At 60.6% G+C, this 21,104-nt stretch carries 19 protein-coding genes; 13 read left to right on the forward strand and 6 right to left on the reverse strand.

Annotated features, from left to right (window positions below; translation table 11 throughout):
• Nucleotides 1–24: 24 nt before the first annotated feature.
• The 13 genes from atpE to JFU48_RS07195 all read left to right on the forward strand — a co-directional run bounded on the left by atpE (nucleotide 25) and on the right by JFU48_RS07195 (nucleotide 13,860).
• Nucleotides 25–282 carry a F0F1 ATP synthase subunit C gene (gene atpE, locus JFU48_RS07135; RefSeq protein WP_003097235.1) on the forward strand — a complete coding sequence of 86 codons (258 nt, stop codon included), beginning with the start codon at nucleotides 25–27 and terminating at the stop codon, nucleotides 280–282.
• A 59-nt stretch (nucleotides 283–341) separates the two neighbouring features.
• Nucleotides 342–812 (forward strand): F0F1 ATP synthase subunit B, encoded by a 471-nt coding sequence (locus JFU48_RS07140; protein WP_003229781.1) that lies wholly within the window; start codon nucleotides 342–344, stop codon nucleotides 810–812.
• Between the two features lie 12 nt (nucleotides 813–824).
• Entirely contained in the window at nucleotides 825–1,361 is a 537-nt protein-coding gene (locus tag JFU48_RS07145; RefSeq protein WP_003229779.1) for a F0F1 ATP synthase subunit delta, read from the forward strand.
• A 21-nt stretch (nucleotides 1,362–1,382) separates the two neighbouring features.
• Entirely contained in the window at nucleotides 1,383–2,927 is a 1,545-nt protein-coding gene (gene atpA, locus JFU48_RS07150) for a F0F1 ATP synthase subunit alpha (RefSeq protein ID WP_003229777.1), read from the forward strand.
• A 50-nt stretch (nucleotides 2,928–2,977) separates the two neighbouring features.
• A complete protein-coding gene (gene atpG, locus JFU48_RS07155; protein WP_003229775.1) occupies nucleotides 2,978–3,838 on the forward strand; it encodes a F0F1 ATP synthase subunit gamma in 861 nt (286 codons plus the stop codon).
• A 27-nt stretch (nucleotides 3,839–3,865) separates the two neighbouring features.
• Nucleotides 3,866–5,242, forward strand: a complete 1,377-nt coding sequence (gene atpD, locus JFU48_RS07160) for a F0F1 ATP synthase subunit beta (protein WP_003229774.1) — start codon at nucleotides 3,866–3,868, stop codon at nucleotides 5,240–5,242.
• A gap of 45 nt (nucleotides 5,243–5,287) precedes the next feature.
• Entirely contained in the window at nucleotides 5,288–5,713 is a 426-nt protein-coding gene (locus JFU48_RS07165) for a F0F1 ATP synthase subunit epsilon (RefSeq protein WP_003229772.1), read from the forward strand.
• A gap of 117 nt (nucleotides 5,714–5,830) precedes the next feature.
• A complete protein-coding gene (gene glmU / locus JFU48_RS07170; protein ID WP_201136176.1) occupies nucleotides 5,831–7,198 on the forward strand; it encodes a bifunctional UDP-N-acetylglucosamine diphosphorylase/glucosamine-1-phosphate N-acetyltransferase GlmU in 1,368 nt (455 codons plus the stop codon).
• Nucleotides 7,199–7,426: 228 nt separating this feature from the next.
• Nucleotides 7,427–8,203 (forward strand): DeoR/GlpR family DNA-binding transcription regulator, encoded by a 777-nt coding sequence (locus JFU48_RS07175; protein ID WP_201136177.1) that lies wholly within the window; start codon nucleotides 7,427–7,429, stop codon nucleotides 8,201–8,203.
• A 2-nt stretch (nucleotides 8,204–8,205) separates the two neighbouring features.
• Nucleotides 8,206–10,038, forward strand: a complete 1,833-nt coding sequence (glmS, locus tag JFU48_RS07180; RefSeq protein ID WP_201136178.1) for a glutamine--fructose-6-phosphate transaminase (isomerizing) — start codon at nucleotides 8,206–8,208, stop codon at nucleotides 10,036–10,038.
• A gap of 75 nt (nucleotides 10,039–10,113) precedes the next feature.
• A complete protein-coding gene (locus JFU48_RS07185) occupies nucleotides 10,114–11,040 on the forward strand; it encodes a LysR family transcriptional regulator (protein WP_201136179.1) in 927 nt (308 codons plus the stop codon).
• Between the two features lie 102 nt (nucleotides 11,041–11,142).
• Complete coding sequence (locus JFU48_RS07190; RefSeq protein ID WP_003229768.1) at nucleotides 11,143–11,769, forward strand: glutathione S-transferase family protein; 627 nt, start codon at nucleotides 11,143–11,145, stop codon at nucleotides 11,767–11,769.
• A 60-nt stretch (nucleotides 11,770–11,829) separates the two neighbouring features.
• A complete protein-coding gene (locus JFU48_RS07195) occupies nucleotides 11,830–13,860 on the forward strand; it encodes a 2Fe-2S iron-sulfur cluster-binding protein (RefSeq protein ID WP_201136180.1) in 2,031 nt (676 codons plus the stop codon).
• A gap of 141 nt (nucleotides 13,861–14,001) precedes the next feature.
• Here JFU48_RS07195 and JFU48_RS07200 read toward each other — a convergent pair whose 3' ends face one another.
• From JFU48_RS07200 to JFU48_RS07225, 6 genes are read right to left on the reverse strand one after another with little or no spacing between them, the layout of a single operon-like run.
• Nucleotides 14,002–15,132 (reverse strand): glycosyltransferase family 4 protein, encoded by a 1,131-nt coding sequence (locus tag JFU48_RS07200; RefSeq protein WP_103484008.1) that lies wholly within the window; start codon nucleotides 15,130–15,132, stop codon nucleotides 14,002–14,004.
• The gene (locus JFU48_RS07205; RefSeq protein ID WP_201136181.1) at nucleotides 15,133–16,263 is read right to left on the reverse strand and encodes a glycosyltransferase family 4 protein; all 1,131 of its coding nucleotides are present in this window, start codon (nucleotides 16,261–16,263) and stop codon (nucleotides 15,133–15,135) included. It abuts the gene before it with no gap.
• Nucleotides 16,247–17,614, reverse strand: a complete 1,368-nt coding sequence (locus JFU48_RS07210) for a glycosyltransferase family 4 protein (RefSeq protein ID WP_201136182.1) — start codon at nucleotides 17,612–17,614, stop codon at nucleotides 16,247–16,249. Before JFU48_RS07210 ends, JFU48_RS07205 begins: the two co-directional genes overlap by 17 nt.
• On the reverse strand, nucleotides 17,611–18,864 hold the full coding sequence (locus tag JFU48_RS07215) for an ABC transporter ATP-binding protein (RefSeq protein ID WP_201136183.1): 1,254 nt from the start codon (nucleotides 18,862–18,864) through the stop codon (nucleotides 17,611–17,613). The genes JFU48_RS07210 and JFU48_RS07215 overlap by 4 nt, the downstream gene beginning before the upstream one ends.
• Nucleotides 18,864–19,661, reverse strand: a complete 798-nt coding sequence (locus tag JFU48_RS07220) for an ABC transporter permease (RefSeq protein ID WP_003229757.1) — start codon at nucleotides 19,659–19,661, stop codon at nucleotides 18,864–18,866. The genes JFU48_RS07215 and JFU48_RS07220 overlap by 1 nt, the downstream gene beginning before the upstream one ends.
• Nucleotides 19,662–21,104: a mannose-1-phosphate guanylyltransferase/mannose-6-phosphate isomerase gene (locus JFU48_RS07225; RefSeq protein WP_201136184.1), complete on the reverse strand. Its 1,443-nt coding sequence runs from the start codon at nucleotides 21,102–21,104 to the stop codon at nucleotides 19,662–19,664.

The raw sequence follows: 21,104 nt of genomic DNA on the forward strand, positions 1-21,104 counted from the left end.
ACGACGTAAAAGTCGGGAGGAAAGATGGAAACTGTAGTTGGTCTAACCGCTATCGCTGTTGCACTGTTGATCGGCCTGGGCGCACTGGGTACCGCAATTGGTTTCGGCCTGCTGGGCGGCAAGTTCCTGGAAGGCGCAGCGCGTCAGCCAGAAATGGTTCCAATGCTGCAAGTTAAAATGTTCATCGTTGCCGGTCTGCTCGACGCCGTAACCATGATCGGTGTTGGTATCGCTCTGTTCTTCACCTTTGCGAACCCGTTCGTTGGTCAGATCGCTGGCTAATTACCCGGATTCTTCCGAGTAATTTGGTGTGATGGACAACGTAACTGCGAGGTGTTGGCGTGAACATTAATGCGACCCTGATTGGCCAGTCCGTTGCGTTCCTGATTTTTGTACTGTTCTGCATGAAGTATGTATGGCCTCCGGTCATCGCTGCTCTGCACGAACGTCAAAAGAAGATCGCTGATGGTCTGGACGCTGCCAGCCGAGCAGCTCGCGACCTGGAGTTGGCCCAAGAGAAAGCGGGTCAGCAACTGCGCGAAGCGAAAGCTCAGGCAGCTGAAATCATCGAGCAAGCCAAGAAACGCGGTAACCAGATTGTCGAAGAGGCTGTTGAAAAAGCCCGTGTCGACGCTGACCGTGTGAAGGTTCAGGCTCAAGCCGAGATCGAACAGGAACTGAACAGTGTCAAAGACAAGCTGCGCGCCCAAGTGGGCTTGCTGGCTGTCGGCGGCGCCGAGAAGATCCTGGGTGCCACAATCGATCAAAACGCGCACGCAGAGCTGGTTAACCAACTGGCTGCTGAAATCTAAGCGAGGGCGATCATGGCAGAACTGACCACGTTGGCCCGACCTTACGCTAAGGCGGCCTTCGAGCACGCTCAGGCCCACCAGCAACTGGCCAATTGGTCAGCCATGCTCGGCCTGGCAGCAGCGGTGTCGCAAGACGACACCATGCAGCGCGTGCTCAAGGCCCCGCGACTGACGAGCGCAGAAAAGGCCGCCACGTTCATTGACGTGTGCGGCGACAAGTTCGATGCCAAGGCACAGAATTTCATCAATGTCGTTGCCGAAAACGACCGTCTCCCGCTTCTGCCGGAGATCGCCGCTCTGTTCGACCTGTACAAGGCCGAACAAGAGAAATCGGTAGACGTTGAAGTGACCAGTGCTTTTGCATTGAACCAAGAACAGCAAGACAAACTCGCCAAGGTTCTCAGTGCACGACTCAACCGGGAAGTGCGCCTGCAAGTCGAGGAAGACAAATCCCTTATTGGGGGTGTTGTCATCCGCGCCGGCGACCTGGTTATCGATGGCTCGATTCGCGGCAAAATCGCGAAACTTGCCGAAGCATTGAAATCTTGAGTTTGAAGGGGCAGCAGAGCAATGCAGCAACTCAATCCTTCCGAAATAAGTGAAATTATCAAGGGCCGCATCGAAAAACTCGATGTGACCTCCCAAGCCCGTAACGAAGGCACTGTCGTCAGCGTATCTGACGGCATCGTGCGGATTCACGGTCTGGCCGACGTCATGTACGGCGAGATGATCGAGTTTCCGGGCGGCGTCTACGGTATGGCCCTCAACCTGGAGCAAGACTCCGTAGGTGCCGTTGTACTGGGCGCATACACCAGTCTGGCTGAAGGCATGAGCGCCAAGTGCACTGGCCGCATCCTCGAAGTTCCGGTTGGTAAGGAACTGCTGGGTCGCGTAGTCGACGCACTGGGTAACCCTGTTGACGGCAAAGGTCCACTGGGCAACACCGAGACCGACGCGGTCGAGAAAGTTGCACCGGGCGTGATCTGGCGTAAGTCGGTAGACCAGCCTGTACAGACTGGCTACAAGGCTGTCGATGCCATGATCCCTGTCGGCCGTGGCCAGCGTGAGCTGATCATCGGTGACCGTCAGATCGGTAAAACCGCTCTGGCGATCGACGCGATCATCAACCAGAAAGACAGCGGCATTTTCTGCGTCTACGTGGCAATCGGTCAGAAGCAATCGACCATCGCCAACGTGGTTCGCAAGCTGGAAGAAAACGGTGCACTGGCTAACACCATCATCGTTGCAGCGAGCGCTTCGGAATCTGCAGCACTGCAATTCCTGGCTCCGTACTCCGGTTGCACCATGGGTGAATTCTTCCGCGACCGCGGTGAAGACGCGCTGATCGTTTATGACGATCTGTCCAAGCAGGCAGTGGCTTACCGCCAGATTTCCCTGCTGCTGCGCCGTCCACCAGGCCGTGAAGCTTACCCAGGCGACGTGTTCTATCTCCACTCCCGTCTGCTGGAGCGCGCATCCCGCGTTTCGGAAGAGTACGTAGAGAAGTTCACCAACGGCGCAGTGACCGGCAAAACCGGTTCCCTGACCGCACTGCCGATCATCGAAACCCAGGCTGGCGACGTTTCCGCGTTCGTTCCGACCAACGTGATTTCCATCACCGACGGTCAGATCTTCCTGGAATCGGCCATGTTCAACTCGGGCATCCGCCCTGCAGTGAACGCCGGTGTTTCGGTATCCCGTGTGGGTGGTGCCGCTCAGACCAAGATCATCAAGAAGCTGTCCGGTGGTATCCGTACCGCTCTGGCTCAGTACCGTGAACTGGCGGCATTCGCCCAGTTCGCTTCTGACCTGGACGAAGCGACCCGTAAGCAACTTGAGCATGGTCAGCGCGTTACCGAGCTGATGAAGCAGAAGCAATACGCGCCAATGTCGATCGCCGACATGTCGCTGTCGCTGTATGCCGCTGAGCGTGGGTTCCTGACTGACATTGAAATCGCCAAGATCGGCAGCTTCGAGCAAGCGCTGATTGCTTACTTCAACCGCGATCACGCCGATTTGATGGCCAAGATCAACGTTAAAGGTGACTTCAATGACGAAATCGACGCTGGCCTCAAAGCCGGTATCGAGAAGTTCAAGGCCACCCAAACCTGGTAAGCCGCAGCGGGAGCCGCAAGGCTCCCGCTTGCTAACCTGATAGGTGTTACATGGCAGGCGCAAAAGAGATTCGCAGTAAGATTGCGAGCATCAAAAGCACGCAAAAAATTACCAGCGCCATGGAAAAAGTGGCGGTCAGCAAAATGCGCAAGGCACAAATGCGCATGGCTGCTAGCCGTCCTTATGCGGAGCGTATCCGCCAGGTAATTGGGCATCTGGCCAACGCCAACCCGGAATACCGCCACCCGTTCATGATCGACCGCGAAGTAAAGCGTGCCGGTTATGTCGTAGTGAGCAGTGACCGTGGTCTGTGCGGTGGCTTGAACACCAACCTGTTCAAGGCCCTGGTCAAGGACATGGCGGTAAACCGCGAAAACGGCGTCGAGATTGATCTGTGTGTAGTGGGTAGCAAGGGTGCGGCCTTTTTCCGCAACTTCGGCGGTAACGTCGTTGCAGCTATCAGCCACCTGGGTGAAGAGCCGTCGATCAATGATCTGATCGGCAGCGTCAAGGTGATGCTGGATGCCTACCTGGACGGCCGTATTGACCGCCTGTCCGTGGTATCCAACAAGTTCATCAACACCATGACGCAACAGCCTACCGTGGAGCAGTTGATTCCACTGGTGGCGACCCCGGATCAAGAACTCAAGCACCACTGGGACTACCTCTACGAACCAGACGCCAAAGAGCTGCTTGACGGCTTGATGGTGCGCTACGTGGAGTCGCAGGTGTACCAGGCGGTGGTCGAGAACAACGCGGCCGAACAAGCTGCGCGGATGATCGCGATGAAGAACGCTACCGACAACGCCGGTGATTTGATCAGCGATTTGCAGCTGATCTACAACAAGGCGCGTCAGGCTGCGATCACCCAAGAGATCTCGGAAATCGTCGGCGGCGCTGCCGCGGTTTAACGGTTCAAATATTCAGAGGATCCAGCTATGAGTAGCGGACGTATCGTTCAAATCATCGGCGCCGTTATCGACGTGGAATTTCCACGCGACAGCGTACCGAGCATCTACGACGCCTTGAAGGTTCAAGGCGCCGAAACCACTCTGGAAGTTCAGCAGCAGCTGGGCGACGGCGTGGTACGTACCATTGCGATGGGCTCGACCGAAGGCTTGAAGCGCGGTCTGGGCGTCAACAACACTGGCGCAGCCATCTCCGTACCGGTCGGTAAAGCGACTCTGGGCCGGATCATGGACGTACTGGGCAACCCGATCGACGAAGCTGGCCCGATCGGCGAAGAAGAGCGCTGGGGTATCCACCGCGCCGCTCCTTCCTTCGCTGAACAAGCTGGTGGCAACGAGCTGCTGGAAACCGGCATCAAGGTTATCGACCTGGTTTGCCCGTTCGCCAAGGGCGGTAAAGTCGGTCTGTTCGGTGGTGCCGGTGTAGGCAAAACCGTAAACATGATGGAACTGATCCGTAACATCGCCATCGAGCACAGCGGTTATTCCGTGTTCGCCGGTGTGGGTGAGCGTACTCGTGAGGGTAACGACTTCTACCACGAGATGAAGGACTCCAACGTTCTGGACAAAGTGGCACTGGTTTACGGTCAGATGAACGAGCCGCCGGGAAACCGTCTGCGCGTAGCTCTGACCGGCCTGACCATGGCCGAGAAGTTCCGTGACGAAGGTAACGACGTTCTGTTGTTCGTCGACAACATCTACCGTTACACCCTGGCCGGTACTGAAGTATCCGCACTGCTGGGCCGTATGCCTTCGGCAGTAGGTTATCAGCCGACTCTGGCTGAAGAGATGGGCGTGCTGCAAGAGCGCATCACTTCGACCAAGCAAGGTTCGATTACTTCGATCCAGGCGGTATACGTACCTGCGGACGACTTGACTGACCCGTCGCCAGCTACCACCTTCGCCCACTTGGACGCCACCGTCGTTCTGTCCCGTGACATCGCTTCCCTGGGTATCTACCCAGCGGTAGACCCACTGGACTCGACTTCGCGTCAGCTGGATCCGAACGTGATCGGCAACGAGCACTACGAAACCGCTCGCGGTGTTCAGTACGTGCTGCAGCGCTACAAAGAGCTGAAGGACATCATTGCGATCCTGGGTATGGACGAGCTGTCGGAAGCCGACAAGCAGTTGGTAAACCGTGCTCGTAAGATCCAGCGCTTCTTGTCGCAGCCGTTCTTCGTGGCTGAAGTCTTCACCGGTGCTTCGGGTAAATACGTTTCCCTGAAAGACACCATTGCTGGCTTCAAAGGCATCCTCAACGGTGACTACGACCACCTGCCAGAACAAGCGTTCTACATGGTTGGCGGCATCGAAGAAGCGATCGAGAAAGCCAAGAAACTGTAATCCCGGCGCCCGGCAACGGGCGCTAATTTAGGTTGAGGCAATCAGATGGCTATGACAGTCCATTGCGATATCGTCAGCGCGGAAGGGGAAATCTTTTCCGGCCTGGTCGAGATGGTGATTGCGCACGGTGCACTGGGTGATCTTGGTATCGCTCTGGGTCACGCGCCGCTGATCACTAATCTGAAGCCAGGTCCGATCCGCCTGATCAAGCAAGGCGGGGAAACCGAGGTGTTCTACATCTCCGGTGGTTTCCTCGAGGTTCAGCCGAACATGGTCAAGGTTCTTGCCGACACTGTGCAACGTGCCGCCGACCTGGATGAAGCTCAGGCTCAAGCAGCCCTCAAGGCTGCCGAAGCTGCTCTGCACGAGAAGAGCGCAGATTTCGATTACGGAGCTGCGTCCGCACGTCTGGCCGAGGCTGCAGCTCAGCTGCGCACCGTCCAGCAGATCCGCAAGAAGTTTGGCGGTTAATCCGTCAGCCACTTGTTGTGTGATTGATAAAAAAGGGTAGCCTCGGCTACCCTTTTTTCTTTTCCGATTTTTACAACCCGGTCGCAGTTGCTGACCACCCAGGATTGGTAGCCAGTCATGTCTCTCGAAATCGTTATCCTCGCGGCCGGTCAAGGCACCCGTATGCGTTCGGCGTTGCCGAAAGTGCTGCACCCGGTTGCCGGCAACTCCATGCTTGGCCATGTTATCCACAGCGCGCGACAACTTGATCCGCAGCGCATTCACGTGGTTATCGGTCACGGTGCCGATGTGGTGCGCGAGCGCCTGGCGGCTGACGATCTGAATTTCGTGCTGCAGGACAAGCAATTGGGCACCGGTCATGCAACGGCTCAGGCTGTGCCGTTCATCACCGCCGATACCGTGCTGATTCTCTACGGTGACGTGCCGCTGATTGAAGTCGAAACCCTGCAGCGTCTGCTCAAGCACGTCGTACCGGGCCAGATGGGCCTGTTGACCGTTGAGCTCGAAGATCCGACCGGTTACGGCCGTATCGTGCGCGACGCGAACGGCAAGGTTGCCGCCATCGTTGAGCATAAAGATGCCAGCGAAGCTCAGCGCGCAATCACCGAAGGCAACACCGGCATCCTCGCCGTTCCGGCCAATCGTCTGGCTGACTGGATGAGCCGTCTGTCGAACAACAACGCACAGGGCGAGTACTACCTGACCGACGTGATCGAAATGGCGGTCAACGATGGCCTCGTGGTCGCCACTGAACAACCGCACGACCCGATGGAAGTGCAGGGCGCCAACGATCGCAAGCAACTCTCCGAGCTGGAGCGTCATTACCAGTTGCGCGCCGGCCGCCGGCTGATGGCGCAAGGCGTGACCCTGCGTGACCCGGCGCGTTTCGATGTGCGCGGTGAAGTGACCGTTGGTCGCGATGTGCTGATTGACGTCAACGTGATTCTCGAAGGCAACGTTGTTATTGAAGACGACGTGGTGATCGGCCCGAACTGTGTAATCAAGGACAGCACCTTGCGCAAAGGCGTGGTGATCAAGGCCAACAGCCACATCGAAGGTGCGGTTCTCGGTGAAGGCAGCGATGCCGGTCCGTTCGCCCGTCTGCGCCCAGGCACCGTGCTCGAAGCACGCGCACATGTGGGTAACTTCGTCGAACTGAAAAACGCCCGCATGGGCGAGGGCGCCAAGGCCGGGCATCTGACCTACCTGGGCGATGCCGAAATTGGCGCACGCACCAACATTGGCGCGGGCACCATCACCTGCAACTACGATGGCGCCAACAAGTGGAAAACCGTGTTGGGCGAGGACGTGTTCATCGGCTCCAACAACTCGCTGGTGGCGCCTGTGGATATCTCGTCCGGTGCAACCACGGCGGCCGGTTCGACCATCACGCAGAATGTGGATAACGCCCAGTTGGCCGTTGGTCGCGCGCGGCAAAAGAATATCGATGGCTGGAAGCGGCCGGAGAAGATCAAGAAGAACTGAGTTATCCACAGCTGCACTTAATGCTTGAATCCAAATGTGGGAGCGGGCTTGCTCGCGAATGCGGTGTTTCAGTTTCACATTTCAGTGACTGACCCTCCGCATTCGCGAGCAAGCCCGCTCCCACATTCGTCTGGGTCGTTTCTAAAATTTTCGATCTGTCGCTTGACGATTTATGACCGATAGGTTTTGATTGCTTCCGTTATCTTTCGAATCGAAACTTAAGCCACCATGTCGAAACGCAACACGCCCCAACGCCGGCACAACATCCTCGCCTTGCTCAATGAGCAGGGCGAAGTCAGTGTGGATGAACTGGCCAAGCGCTTCGAAACATCGGAAGTTACGATCCGCAAGGATCTGGCCGCGCTGGAAAGCCATGGACTGTTGCTGCGCCGTTACGGCGGGGCGATCACCATGCCGCAGGAACTGGTGGCAGAACCCGGCCAGAGCGTTTCGAAATACAAACAGGCAATTGCCCGCGCTGCCGTCAAACGCATTCGCGAGCACGCCCGCATTATCATCGACAGCGGCAGCACCACCGCCGCGATGATTCCCGAGCTTGGCCTGCAGCCGGGCCTGGTGGTCATGACCAACTCGCTGCACGTTGCCAACGCCTTGAGCGGACTCGAACACGAACCGGTGCTGCTGATGACCGGTGGCACCTGGGATCCGCATTCGGAATCCTTTCAGGGCCAGGTGGCCGAGCAGGTACTACGCTCTTACGACTTCGACCAATTGTTTATCGGCGCCGATGGCATCGATCTGGTGCGCGGTACCACTACGTTCAATGAACTGCTCGGTTTGAGCCGGGTGATGGCCGACGTGGCGCGGGAAGTGATCGTGATGGTCGAGGCCGACAAGATCGGCCGCAAGATTCCCAACCTGGAGCTGCCGTGGAGCAGCGTCCATACCCTCATTACCGATGATCGCCTGCCTATCGATGCACGCGATCAGATTCAGGCCCGCGGTATCACCGTGATTTGCGCGGCTGTCAGTCAGGAGAAATAAGCATGTGTGGAATTGTCGGCGCAGTTGCTGAACGTAATATCACCGCCATCCTGCTCGAAGGCCTCAAGCGCCTTGAATACCGCGGCTATGACAGCGCCGGCGTGGCGGTTTTCACCAACGATGAAAAGCTTGAGCGCATGCGTCGTCCGGGCAAGGTCAGCGAACTCGAAGCAGCGCTGGCCGCACAGCCGCTGGTTGGCCGTCTCGGTATCGCCCACACCCGTTGGGCCACCCACGGTGCACCGTGCGAGCGTAACGCGCACCCGCATTTTTCCGGCGATATCGCCGTGGTGCACAACGGCATCATCGAAAACCATGAAGCCCTGCGTGAGCAACTGAAAGCGCTGGGTTACGTGTTCACTTCGGACACCGACACCGAAGTCATCGCTCACCTGCTGAACCACAAACTCAAGGATCAACCTGACCTGACCGTCGCGCTCAAAGCAACGGTCAAGGAACTGCACGGTGCCTACGGTCTGGCCGTGATCAATGCACAGCAACCGGATCGCCTGGTTGCCGCACGCAGTGGCAGCCCGTTGGTGATCGGCCTGGGCCTGGGCGAGAACTTCCTCGCGTCCGACCAGTTGGCCCTGCGCCAGGTCACTGACCGCTTCATGTACCTGGAAGAAGGTGATATCGCCGAAATTCGCCGCGATAGCGTGCAGATCTGGGACGTTGATGGCAAAACCGTCGAGCGCCAGACCGTGCAATACAGCGATGGCGCCGAAGCCGCCGACAAGGGCGAATTCCGTCACTACATGCTCAAGGAAATCCATGAGCAACCGTCTGTGGTACAGCGCACCCTGGAAGGTCGTTTGAGCCCGAACCAAGTGCTGGTTCAGGCTTTCGGTCCACAGGCTGCCGAGCTGTTCGCCAAAGTGCGCAACGTGCAGATCGTCGCCTGCGGTACCAGCTATCACGCCGGCATGGTTGCGCGTTACTGGCTCGAAGAACTGGCCGGTATTCCGTGCCAGGTCGAAGTCGCCAGCGAATTCCGCTACCGCAAGGTGGTGGTGCAGCCAGACACCCTGTTCGTGACCATCTCGCAGTCCGGCGAAACCGCCGACACCCTGGCCGCGCTGCGCAATGCCAAAGAGCTAGGCTTCCTCGCCAGCCTGGCAATCTGCAACGTCGGCATCAGCTCGCTGGTGCGTGAGTCCGACCTGACTCTGCTGACCCAGGCCGGTCGCGAAATCGGCGTGGCCTCGACCAAGGCGTTCACCACGCAACTGGTCGGCCTGTTATTGCTGACCCTGTCTCTGGGTCAGGTGCGCGGAACCTTGGGCAAAGACGTCGAAGCCACGTTGGTGGAAGAGCTGCGTCGCTTGCCGACTCGTCTGGGCGAAGCGCTGGCGATGGACAGCACGGTGGAAAAGATCGCCGAACTGTTCGCCGAAAAGAAACACACCCTGTTCCTCGGCCGTGGCGCGCAATTCCCGGTGGCGATGGAGGGCGCCTTGAAGCTCAAGGAAATCTCCTACATCCACGCCGAAGCCTACCCGGCCGGTGAACTGAAGCACGGTCCGTTGGCGCTTGTGGATAACGACATGCCGGTGGTCACCGTGGCGCCGAACAACGAACTGCTGGAGAAGCTCAAGTCCAACCTGCAGGAAGTCCGTGCCCGTGGCGGTGAACTGATCGTGTTCGCCGACGAGAAAGCCGGGATGACCAACGGCGAAGGCACCCACGTGGTGCAGATGCCGCATATCCACGACATCCTCTCGCCGATCCTCTACACCATCCCGCTGCAGTTGTTGTCCTACTACGTCGCCGTGCTCAAGGGCACCGACGTCGACCAGCCGCGCAACCTGGCCAAGTCGGTGACGGTGGAATAAGTTATCCACAGCTGACATTGACCCGCAAAAATCGCAGCCTCGGCTGCGATTTTTGTATCTGATTCGAGGACATCCATGGACCGCTTCCAGGAAATGCAGATCTTCGCCACGGTGGCCCAGGAGCAGGGCTTCTCGGCAGCGGCGCGACGTCTGGGTTTGTCCGCCGCCAGTGTCACCCGGGCGGTGGCGGCGCTGGAGCAGCGCATCGGTACGCAGTTGTTGATTCGTACCACGCGCAATGTGCACCTCAGCGAGGCCGGTCAGCGTTATCTGGAAGACTGTCGGAGAATTCTCGTCGAGGTGCAGGAAGCCGAGGATTCGGCGGCCGGCAGTCACGCCCAGCCCCGTGGGCAATTGACGGTGACCGCGCCGGTGTTGTTCGGCGAGTTGTTCGTCACGCCGCTGATGGCCGGCTATCTGACGCAGTACCCGGACGTTTCGATCAATGCGCTGTTGGTCGATCGGGTGGTGAGCATGGTCGAGGAGGGCATTGATGTCGCGGTGCGCATCGGTGAGTTGCCGGACAGCAATCAGCACGCGATCCGTGTCGGCGAGGTGCGGCGGGTGATCTGTGCTTCGCCGGTCTATCTGGCCCAGCACGGTCGTCCCGAGCATCCGCAGGCGCTGGCCGGCGCGCCGGTGGTGGCGACTTCGTCCATCGGCCAGTTACGCAGTTGGCCGTTTGTGGACCAGGGCGAAGCGATCAGCGTGCGGCCCGAGCCGAGGCTGGTGGTCACCGCCAATCAGGCGGCGATTGCCGCGGCCTGCCTGGGGTTGGGGCTGACCCGGGTGTTGTCCTATCAAGTCGCCGGCAAGGTGGCGTCAGGTGAGCTGGAAATCGTCCTCGCCGACTTCGAACTGCCGCCGCTGCCGATCCACGTGGTGTATCAGGGCGGCCGCAAGGCGCCGGCGCGGGTGCGCAGTTTTGTCGACTATGCGGTGAAGGCCCTGCGTGAGCATCCGGCGCTGCAGAACGCGGCGTTATTTCATCAGGTGAAATAATCGATTGCGATTGCTGGTGATTCTATTGCTTTGAGGATGGGTGGAAGATGGCCTCCATCGGCGCTGCCATCCCGAACGGCGCCACCTCCAGCGGAGTCGACCATGCAAGCGATCAAACTCTACAACTTCCCGCGTTCCGGCCACGCCCATCGGGTGGAGCTGATGCTGTCCCTGCTGCAACTGCCGACTGAACTGATCCTGGTCGATCTGGCCAAGGGTGAGCACAAGCAGGCGCCGTATCTGGCGATCAACAGTTTCGGTCAGGTGCCGGCGATCGACGATGGCGGCGTGGTGCTGGCCGATTCCAACGCGATTCTGGTGTATCTGGCGCTCAAGTACGGCAATGGCCGTTGGCTGCCCACCGATCCGCTGGGCGCTGCGCGGGTCCAGCGCTGGTTGTCGGTGGCGGCGGGGCCGATTGCCTTTGGTCCGGCGGCAGCACGCCTGGTCACGGTGTTTGGCGCGCAACTGAATGCCGAGGAACTGATTACCCGCGCGCACAACCTGCTCAAGGTGATGGAGCTGGAACTGGGCAAGACCCCGTACCTGGCCGGCAGCGAGCCGACCATCGCTGACGTGTCCGCCTACAGCTACATCGCCCATGCGCCGGAAGGCAACGTGTCGCTGGATGACTACGCCAACGTGCGTGCCTGGCTGGCGCGTGTCGAAGCCTTGCCCGGTTTTGTCGGCATGCCGCGTACCGTCGCCGGTCTGCAGAAGACTGCTTGAGGGTTGGGCCCGATCTGATCGAGTTATCCACAGTGCGCCAGCGGCGCGGGGAGATGCGTGATGGAACGTTCACCGTGGCACGCTGGCGAGCAACAACTGCAGGCCCATGTCGGCGTTGCCGAACGCATGGAAACCTTCGGCCGCAAGGTGATTCGCGACTGGATGCCGGACCAACACCGCGCGTTCTATGCGCAATTACCGTTCATGCTGTACGGCGCGGTCGATGCCGAGGGGCGTCCATGGGCCAGCGTGCTCGAAGGCGCGCCGGGGTTTGCCGGTTCGCCCGATCCGCAGCACCTGCAATTGTCCAGCCTGCCGGCGGCCGATGATCCGGCGCAGTTGCACGACGGCGCCGCCATCGGTTTGCTCGGCATCGAGTTGCACACCCGGCGGCGCAATCGTCTCAACGGTCGCGTCGGCAACTTCGACGCCAGCGGTTTCGCGGTGACGGTGGATCAGTCGTTCGGCAACTGTCCGCAATACATTCAACTGCGCCAGTTCCAGCGCGTGCCGCTGAGTGATCCGCAGACGCGGCCAGCGCAGCAGGGCAATGGTCTTGATGACGCGGCCAGGGCCATGATCGAAGGCGCCGACACCTTCTTTGTCGCCAGTTACGTCGAGGTCGACGGGCAGCGTGCGGTGGATGTTTCCCATCGCGGCGGTCAGCCGGGCTTCGTCCGGGTCGAGGGGAACCGCCTGACCATCCCGGATTTTGCCGGCAATCTGCACTTCAACACCCTCGGTAATCTGTTGCTCAACCCCCGTGCGGGACTGCTGTTCATCGACTTTTCCACAGGTGATCTGCTGCACCTGAGCGGGCGTACCGAGATCATTCTGGAAGGGCCGCAGATCGAAGCCTTTCAAGGCGCTGAACGCCTGTGGACATTCGAGGTGGAGCAACGGGTGTGGCGTCCGGCGGCACTGGCCTTGCGCTGGCGCTTCGACGGCATGTCGCCCACCAGCCTGCTGACCGGCACCTGGGCCCAGGCCGATGCACGCTTGCAGGCCAAAGCACTGGGTGACCGCTGGCGGCCGCTGCGGGTGACCCGCATCGAAAGGGAGAGCCAGCACATCCGCTCGATTTATCTGCAACCGGACGATGGCGCGGGGATGCCGGTGTTTCAGGCCGGCCAGCATCTGCCGCTGCGCTTCAAGCTGGGTGATGAAACGCCTATCCGCACTTACAGCCTGTCGAGTGCGCCATCGGATGATTTCCTGCGTATCAGCGTGAAACGCGAGGGCCTGGTCTCAGGCCATTTGCACCAGCAGATCCGGGTCGGCGATATCCTCGAGGCGCGGGCGCCACAGGGGCACTTCACGGTGGCGCCGCTGGAGCAGCGACCGCTGGTGTTGCTGGCAGCGGGGGTTGGTATCACGCCATTGCTGTCGATGCTGCGCGAGGTGATTTATCAAGGCCTGCGCACCCGCAGGATCCGGCCGACGTGGCTGCTGCAGAGTTCGCGCAGCCTGGCCGATCAGCCGTTTCGCCAGGAACTCGATCGCTTGCTGGAAAAAGCTGGCGATGCAGTGCGGGTGGTGCGCCTGCTCAGTCAGCCGGAGGCCGATCTGCAGGAGGGCGAAGATTTCGATCTGCGCGGGCGCATCGACGCTACGGTGCTGCGCGATCTGCTGGACATCGAGGATTACGACCAGATCGATTTTGCGGTCTGTGGCCCCGGCGCTTTTACCCAAAGCGTCTACGACAGCCTGCGCGACCTCGATATTCGCGATGCGCGGATCCATGCCGAAACCTTCGGCCCTTCGACGCTCAAGCGCCAACCGGACCCGGATGCCGTGGTCATCGAGCAGCCGCCGGCCGCCATCACTTCGGTACCGGTAGTGTTCGAACGCTCGGCCAAAGAGGCGCGCTGGCAGCCGGACGGCGGCAGTCTGCTGGAGCTGGCGGAAAGCCGTGGCCTGCGCCCCGAGTTCAGTTGCCGTGGAGGTTCGTGCGGCACCTGCAAGACGCGGTTGGTTAGTGGCGCGGTGAATTATCCACAGCCCCCGGCAGACATGCCGGAAGCGGGGCAGGTGCTGATTTGCTGCGCGGTGCCGGCGCTGAGTGAACAGCCGCTGGTGCTGGATCTCTGACGGCTCATTTGAAATCACGACAACCCCCCTGTGGGAGCGGGCTTGCTCGCGAAGGCGTCAGGTCAGTCGACATGATTGTTTACTGAAAGATCGCCTTCGCGAGCAAGCCCGCTCCCACTGGGGATGTGTTTCAGCAACGGGTCAGGCGTAGGACAGGTCTTTCTCTTCCAGCAGCTCCTGATACAGCTCGGTCCACTTGCGGGCCATCTCGTCGGCGGTGAACAGCTGCCGGTAACGCGCCTCGGCCTTGATGCCCATGGCTGCCGCGCGCTCCGGGTTTTCCCACAAGGTGCGCATCGCCTCGCGAAACGCCAGTGGATTGCTCGGAGGCACCACCAGGCCGGTTTCGTTGTGGATATTGATGTAACTGGTACCGGTACCGATTTCACTTGAGATCATCGGTTTGCCATACATCGCGCCCTCAAGCAGTGAAATGCCGAACGCTTCGGAGCGCAGGTGCGACGGGAACACGATGGCGTAGCTCAATTGCAGCAGGGCGACCTTGTCTTCATCGCCCAGGCGTCCGAGGAAGTGGATATTGCGCAGGCCCAGCGCAGCGGCCTGGGCATGCAGCTCCAGTTCCAGCGGCCCGGCGCCGACGATTACCACCGGATAGTCCACGTCCTTCAAGGCATCGAGCAGGATGTGCAGGCCCTTGTAATAACGCATGACCCCGACGAACAGGAAAAACTTATCCCCAAGCTGCTGGCGCCAGCGATTCATGCGTTCGCTGTCCGCCTGTGGATAACCGGCCTTGTTCAAGCCGTACGGAATCACCCGGGTCTTGTCCTGGAACTGCTGCAACACGTCGCTGGTGTGCAGGTAGTTCGGCGAGGCCGCGACAATCCGGTCGGCGCTGGCGAGAAAGCGGTTCATCAGCGGTCGGTAGAGTTTGAGCAGATGCTTCTGGCGGATGATGTCCGAGTGGTAGGTCACCACGCTCGGCTTATTCATGCCGCTGGCGAAGTGCACCAGGTCCATGAACGGCCAGGGGAAGTGGTAGTTGACCACATCGGCTTCGGCGGCCAGCTCGCGAAACTGTTTGAACACGCTCCAGGAAAAACCGGTGGAGGCGAACTGGATGTCGAGTCTGGCGCGATGCACTTCATGTTGACCGAGTTGCACCACGGGCGGGGTCGGATCGGCGCTGAGGGTCAGCACCTGACCGTCGATGCCATGATGCGCGCCGCTTTCGCACAGCTGGAAGATCACCTGTTCGATGCCGCCGACCGAGTCAGGCAAGTAGGTTTTGAAAAAGTGAAGAACTCGCATTCAGCCTCCCATGGCCTGGCGGTAGGCACCGGCGGTGGCCTGTGCGCAACGTACCCAGGAAAAAAGCCGCGTCCGGTGCAGTCCGGCTTCTCGGCAGGCCTGCCAATGCGCTTGATCGTCGATCAGGCGATTCAGCGCATCGCGCAAGCCGTGTGCATCGTCAGGTTCAATGTAGTTGCCTGCCGCGCCGGCAACTTCCGGCATGGCTGAAGATCGGGTGAGGATCACCGGGGTGCCGCTGGCCATGGCTTCCAGGACCGGCAGACCGAAACCTTCATACAGTGATGGAAACACCAGCGCCCGGGCGCCGGCCAGCAGTTGGGCGACGTGTTCATCCGGCAGATAGCCGAGCAGGCAAACGTGCCCTGAGGCCAGGGCCTGGCGCAGTTCGTCGCTGAACTGGGCCTGTTGCCAGCCGGCCATGCCGACGATCAGCAGCGGAAAGCGCTGGCGTACGGCATCCGGCAGCAAGGCGTGGGCACGCAGGGCCAGGCTCAGGTTCTTGCGCGGTTCCAGGGTGCCGACACACAAAAAATATTCTCGCGCGGCAACGGCATGCGCCTTGAGCAGCGCTTCGATGGCGTGTGGTTCCCGTGGGTGGAAGCGCTCGGCCACACCCAGTGGCGCCACCACGAAACGCTCGGCCGGCAGGCCGAAGTAGGCTTGGGCCTCGTCGGCGATCGCCTGTGAGTCGGTCACGATCCGTTGCGCCTGTTGCACGCCAGCAGCCAGGCGCCGTTCGATTTCCTTGAGACGCGCCGCCGGTTGCGAATCAGGAAAGTGCAGGTGGGTCAGGTCGTGCAGGGTGATCACGGTCGGGCCATCGAAGGCCAGCGGCCACAGGCTCGGCTCGTGATACAGGTCGATGCCTTGCGTGCGGCCCTGATCGAAGCGTTTCTGCTCCAGCCAGCGCCGCGCCTGATAGGCGCCGGGGATCTGCCGCAGCAGCGGCGTCAGGCGCGAATAGCCGGGCATCGCCGCTTCCGGCAGCGCCGAACTCCAGCCCCAGCCGTGGAACAGCGCCACTTCGACATCGGTGGTGCTGCGCAAGGCACGAACCAGTTCGGCGACGTAATGGCCGATGCCGGTGCGCGGTGCCTGCAAAATCCGGGCGTTAAGGGCAATGCGCATACGGCCTCGCTGGCGCCGATGGCGCTTTCAGGACGTTGTGTGCGGTGCGTTCGATCAATTGGGCGCTGGCCTCGCGCCAGCCGATCCAGCGCCAGTCAGCCACATTGCGGGCAGCGGGGAACTGACCGCTTTGCTGGAACCGGATGATCAAGTCGGCGAGGCTTTGCGGGTCCTGCAAATCGAAGTAGGCCATGAACTCGCCGCCGATTTCGCGGAACACCGCGATGTCGCTGCCCATCGCCGGCAAGCCGCGCTGCATGGCTTCTACCAGTGGCAGGCCAAAGCCTTCGACAAACGAAGGGAATACCAGCGCACTGGCGTGGGCGTAGGCATGTTCGAGGCTGGTGTCGCTCAACTCGTTGAACATGAACAGGCGGCGATTCAGTTCGGGATGATTGTGCACCCGGGCGAGCAGAGCGTCGCACTTCCAGCCGATGCGTCCGGCGATGCACAGCCGCGCCGTGCAGCCGGCGGCCCAGGCCCGCTCGAAGGCATCGAGCAGGTACGTGTGGTTTTTGCGCGGTTCGATGGTGCTGACCATCAGGAACACGGGCTCCGGTGTACTGAACAGTTGTTGCAGGCGCGGTTCGACGGTAGCCCTGGCGCTGTGCAGATCCAGTTCGGAACCGAGATGGAAATAATCGAACCAGAGTCTGTCGGTGTGTGCCGGGCCGACCCGTCGCTGCAGTTCGGCGCGCAGCTGATCGCGCACCGTTGCGGAAATCGCCATGTAGCCATCGGCGGTGCGGGTGATCCAGTCGAACCATGCGCTGAAGACCTGCACCAGCCGCGTGTCGTAGAACTGCGGGTGGGTCAGCGGGATCAGGTCGTAGATCACGGCGACGATACCCACCCCGTCACGCTTGAGTTGTTCGGCGTGGGGAAAAAAGTCCGAATGCCAGGACGAATCCAGTAGCACCAGTTGGTCGCCAGGCTGATGTTGCAGTGGCGTGCAGCGCTTGAGCAGTTGCTTGCGGTTCATCAGCCTGATCAGGCGCAGCGGACAACCAAACAAGCCGAAGGAGGTCAGTCGGTAAGCGACGTACAGAACGCGTCGGGTGAGTTTCGACGGACAGCGTGGATCAAGGCGCTGGTGCCACTGCCAGAATCGGTGGGCGAGGCGTTCCAGCCGCTCGCCAAAGGTCGCAACGGCGTTGAGCAATGGCGAGTCCAGCGGGGCCAGGCGTGTGACCCGATAGAGCTGGCCCCTGAGCGAAATCACCGGCAGGCACTCGACATCACCCACCCGCTCGGGCAGTTGCTTGATGACGTTACGCACCACTCGTTGAATACCGGAGTTGATCGTCGGGTGCTTGAAGACGTGGGTGCACTCCACCAGCAGCCGGGTCATGGTGCACGCTCGGTCAGCTCTGCCTCGCTATGGCGGGTGATCGAGGTCTTGGCGTTGAGCCAGGAACAGCCGACGAAATCTTCCTGGCGGTTGTTGATCACATGAAACACCAGACCGTAATCGCGCCATTCGAAGTTGCGGTCCAGGTGCGAGTCCAGGCGTGACAGGCTCAGCGATACGGAATAGTTGCCCTTGCCCAGGCCCATGACGAAGGCAAAGCGGTAAGTGAAGCGTTCGCCGGCGTGCAGGTCAGTCAGAGCCTTGTTCAGACGATGGGTGTTGATGCCATACATCATCTGGCCCAGACGATCCTTGAGGATGAAGCCGAGCACCAGTCGTTCAATGTCGCGCCGAACCTCCACCTGAACTTCCAGTACCACTGGCTGGCCGACCTCGGCAGCGTCGATGGCGCGATCGTGTTCGTCCAGCAGGCGCACACTCAGAATGCCTGCCTCGCCGGTGCCGGACACGGTTTGCACTTCGCCGCCGGCGAGCATTTCCTGACGCACGATCTGCCCTTCGCGTTCGGCCATCAGGGCGTTGTAATAGTCGAGCACCACTTCCGGCTTGTCGTACAGGGCCATGCGCCCATCCTTGAGCAGGATGGCCGAATCGCAGATTGACTGGATGGCCGAGCGATCATGGGAGACGATCAGCAAAGTGGTACCGGCCTTGCGGAAGCTGCGGATGCGTTCGAAGCTCTTGTGCTGGAAGTAGGCGTCACCCACCGACAGGGCCTCGTCGACGATCAGAATGTCCGGGCGCCGCGCGGTGGCGACGCTGAACGCCAGGCGCATTTGCATGCCGCTGGAGTAGGTGCGGACCGGCTGGTCGATGGCTTCGCCGATTTCCGCGAAGTGTTCGATGTCCGGCATCAGCGCTTCGATCTCGCTGACCTGCAGGCCCAGCAACTGCCCGGCCATGAACGCGTTCTGGCGACCGGTAAAGTCCGGGTGAAAGCCCATGCCCAGCTCCAGCAGTGCGGCCACGCGACCTTCGATTTCGATCTTGCCGCACGTGGGCTGAGTGGTGCCGGTGATCATCTTCAGCAACGTGCTCTTGCCCGCACCGTTGGCGCCGACGATCCCCACCGCCTCGCCGGGCGCGATCTCGAACGCGACGTCCTGCAGTACCCAGTGCTGATGGTGACGAACGGGTGAAAAAGGTATCAGCCATTCCGCCAGGCGACTCCAGCGCGTCGGGTACTGTTTATAGGCCTTGCCCAGGCCTGTAACGCGAATATGCCCCATCAGAGTTCATCCACCATTTCGCCGACGCGCTGGCGAAACAGGCGCAGGCCGATCAGACACATCAGCACGGCGGCGATGAACGCCGGTAGCAGCGAACTCCAGACCGGCCATTGCCCATACAGGAACAGGTTCTGATAGCTGCCGATCAGGCTGGTCAGCGGGTTGAGCTGCAACAGACGCTGGACCCACTCCGGCAGGATCGTGATCGGGTAAACAATCGGCGTCAGCCAGAACCAGAACTGCAGGCAGATGGCGAAGAGCTGGCCGACATCACGGAAGAACACGTTCAACACGCCAAGAATCATTCCCAGCCCGGCGCAGAACATCATTTGCAGCGCGATCAGCGGAATCAGCGCCAGCAGCGCCATGCCCGGCCAGCGCCCGGTGACCAGCAGGAAACCCAGAAACAGGGCGATGATGATCGCGAAATTGATCCCGGCGTTGATCAGCACGATCACCGGCAGGCAGATACGCGGGAAGCTGATTTTCTTCAGCAGGTTGGCGTTGTCCAGAAACATGGTCTGGCTGCGCAGGGTGATTTCCGAAAACATTCCCCAGGCCAGCAACCCGGCGCAGAGATAGACGCTGTAGGCCATGCTGTCGTCCACACCCGGCAGGCGCGCGCGCATGATGTGCGAGAAGATCACGGTGTAGACGATGATCATCGACAGCGGATTGAAGATCGGCCACAGAGCGCCGAACAGTGAGTTGCGGTACCGCGCTTGAAACTCCCGCTGCACGCTGCCGAGGATGAAACCCCGGTAGCTGTGCAGCGAGCGGTAAAGGGAAAGCAGCATTCAATCCGTCCTGCCGTATTGGTCTTCGAAGCGCACGATATCGTCTTCACCCAGGTATTCGCCGCTTTGCACTTCGATGATCACCAGGTCGATCACGCCAGGGTTTTCCAGGCGATGCCGGTGTCCGGCGGCGATGAACGTCGATTCGTTCTTGGCCACCAGATGGGTGCCCGTGCCGTTGTTGGTGACCTTGGCCATGCCTTCGACCACGACCCAGTGTTCGTTGCGGTGATGGTGCATTTGCAGCGACAGCTTGCCGCCGGGCTTGACCACGATGCGCTTGATCTTGAAGCGCGGACCTTCCTCGAGCACGGTGTAGGTGCCCCATGGCCGGCTGACGGTGCGGTGCAGGCGATAGGCTTCGTGGGATTTGTCCTTGAGCTGCTTGGCGACACGCCGCACATCCTGGGCGCGGTCGGCGTGGGCCACCAGCACGGCGTCGGCGGTGTCGACGATGATCAGGTTATCCACACCGACGGCGGCCACCAGCCGGCCTTCGCTCTGCACGAAGTTGTTGTGGCTGTCGATGAAGACCGCTTCGCCACTGGCGCGATTGTTGTCGGCATCGGCCGGCACCAGTGCGGCCACGGCGCCCCAGGAACCGATGTCGCTCCAGTCGAAACCGGCGGGCACCACCACGACTTTTTCCGAGCGCTCCATCAAGGCGTAGTCGATGGAGATGTCGGTGATTTCGGCGAACAACGCCGGTGACAGTTCCTGTTGCAGGCAGCCGACGGTTTCCACCGGGGCGCTGGCGTCCATGCACGCGCGGGTCTGTTCCAGCAGCTCCGGGGCATGCCGTTGCAGCTCGTTGATCACGGTCGCGGTGGTGAAACAGAACATGCCCGAGTTCCACAGGAAGTTGCCGCTTTCCAGGTAATGCGTGGCGGTCTGCAGATCGGGTTTTTCCACGAAACGCTGCACTTTTGCCGCGCCTTTGGCGTCCAGTGGCGCGCCGGTCTCGATGTAGCCGAAGCCGGTTTCCGGGGCAGTCGGCAGCACACCGAAGGTCACCAGATAACCGTCCTTCGCCAGGTTGACCGCGTGCTCGACGGCACTCTTGAGTGCGTCCTGGTTGACGATCAAATGGTCGGCGGGCATCACCACCATGATTGCGTTGTCGCCGTGCAGCGCCTGCAGTGACAGGGCCGCTGCGGCAATCGCCGGGGCGGTGTTGCGCCCGGTCGGCTCCAGCAGGAAGTGCCCGCGATGGCGCGACACGTGGGCGGCACAATAGTGATCCTTGCTCTGGAAGTAGTACTCGCGGTTGGTCACCGTGACGATGTCGCCCCAGCCGTCGAGCAATGCTGCCGCCCGCTGGTAGGTCTTGCCGAGCAGCGACTGGCCGTCGGGCAGGGTCATGAACGGCTTGGGATGGCCCTCGCGGGACACCGGCCACAAACGAGTACCGGCACCGCCGGACAGAATCACGGGGATCAGCAT

This window comes from Pseudomonas sp. TH49, from assembly GCF_016650625.1.
Lineage (GTDB): Bacteria > Pseudomonadota > Gammaproteobacteria > Pseudomonadales > Pseudomonadaceae > Aquipseudomonas > Aquipseudomonas fluorescens_H.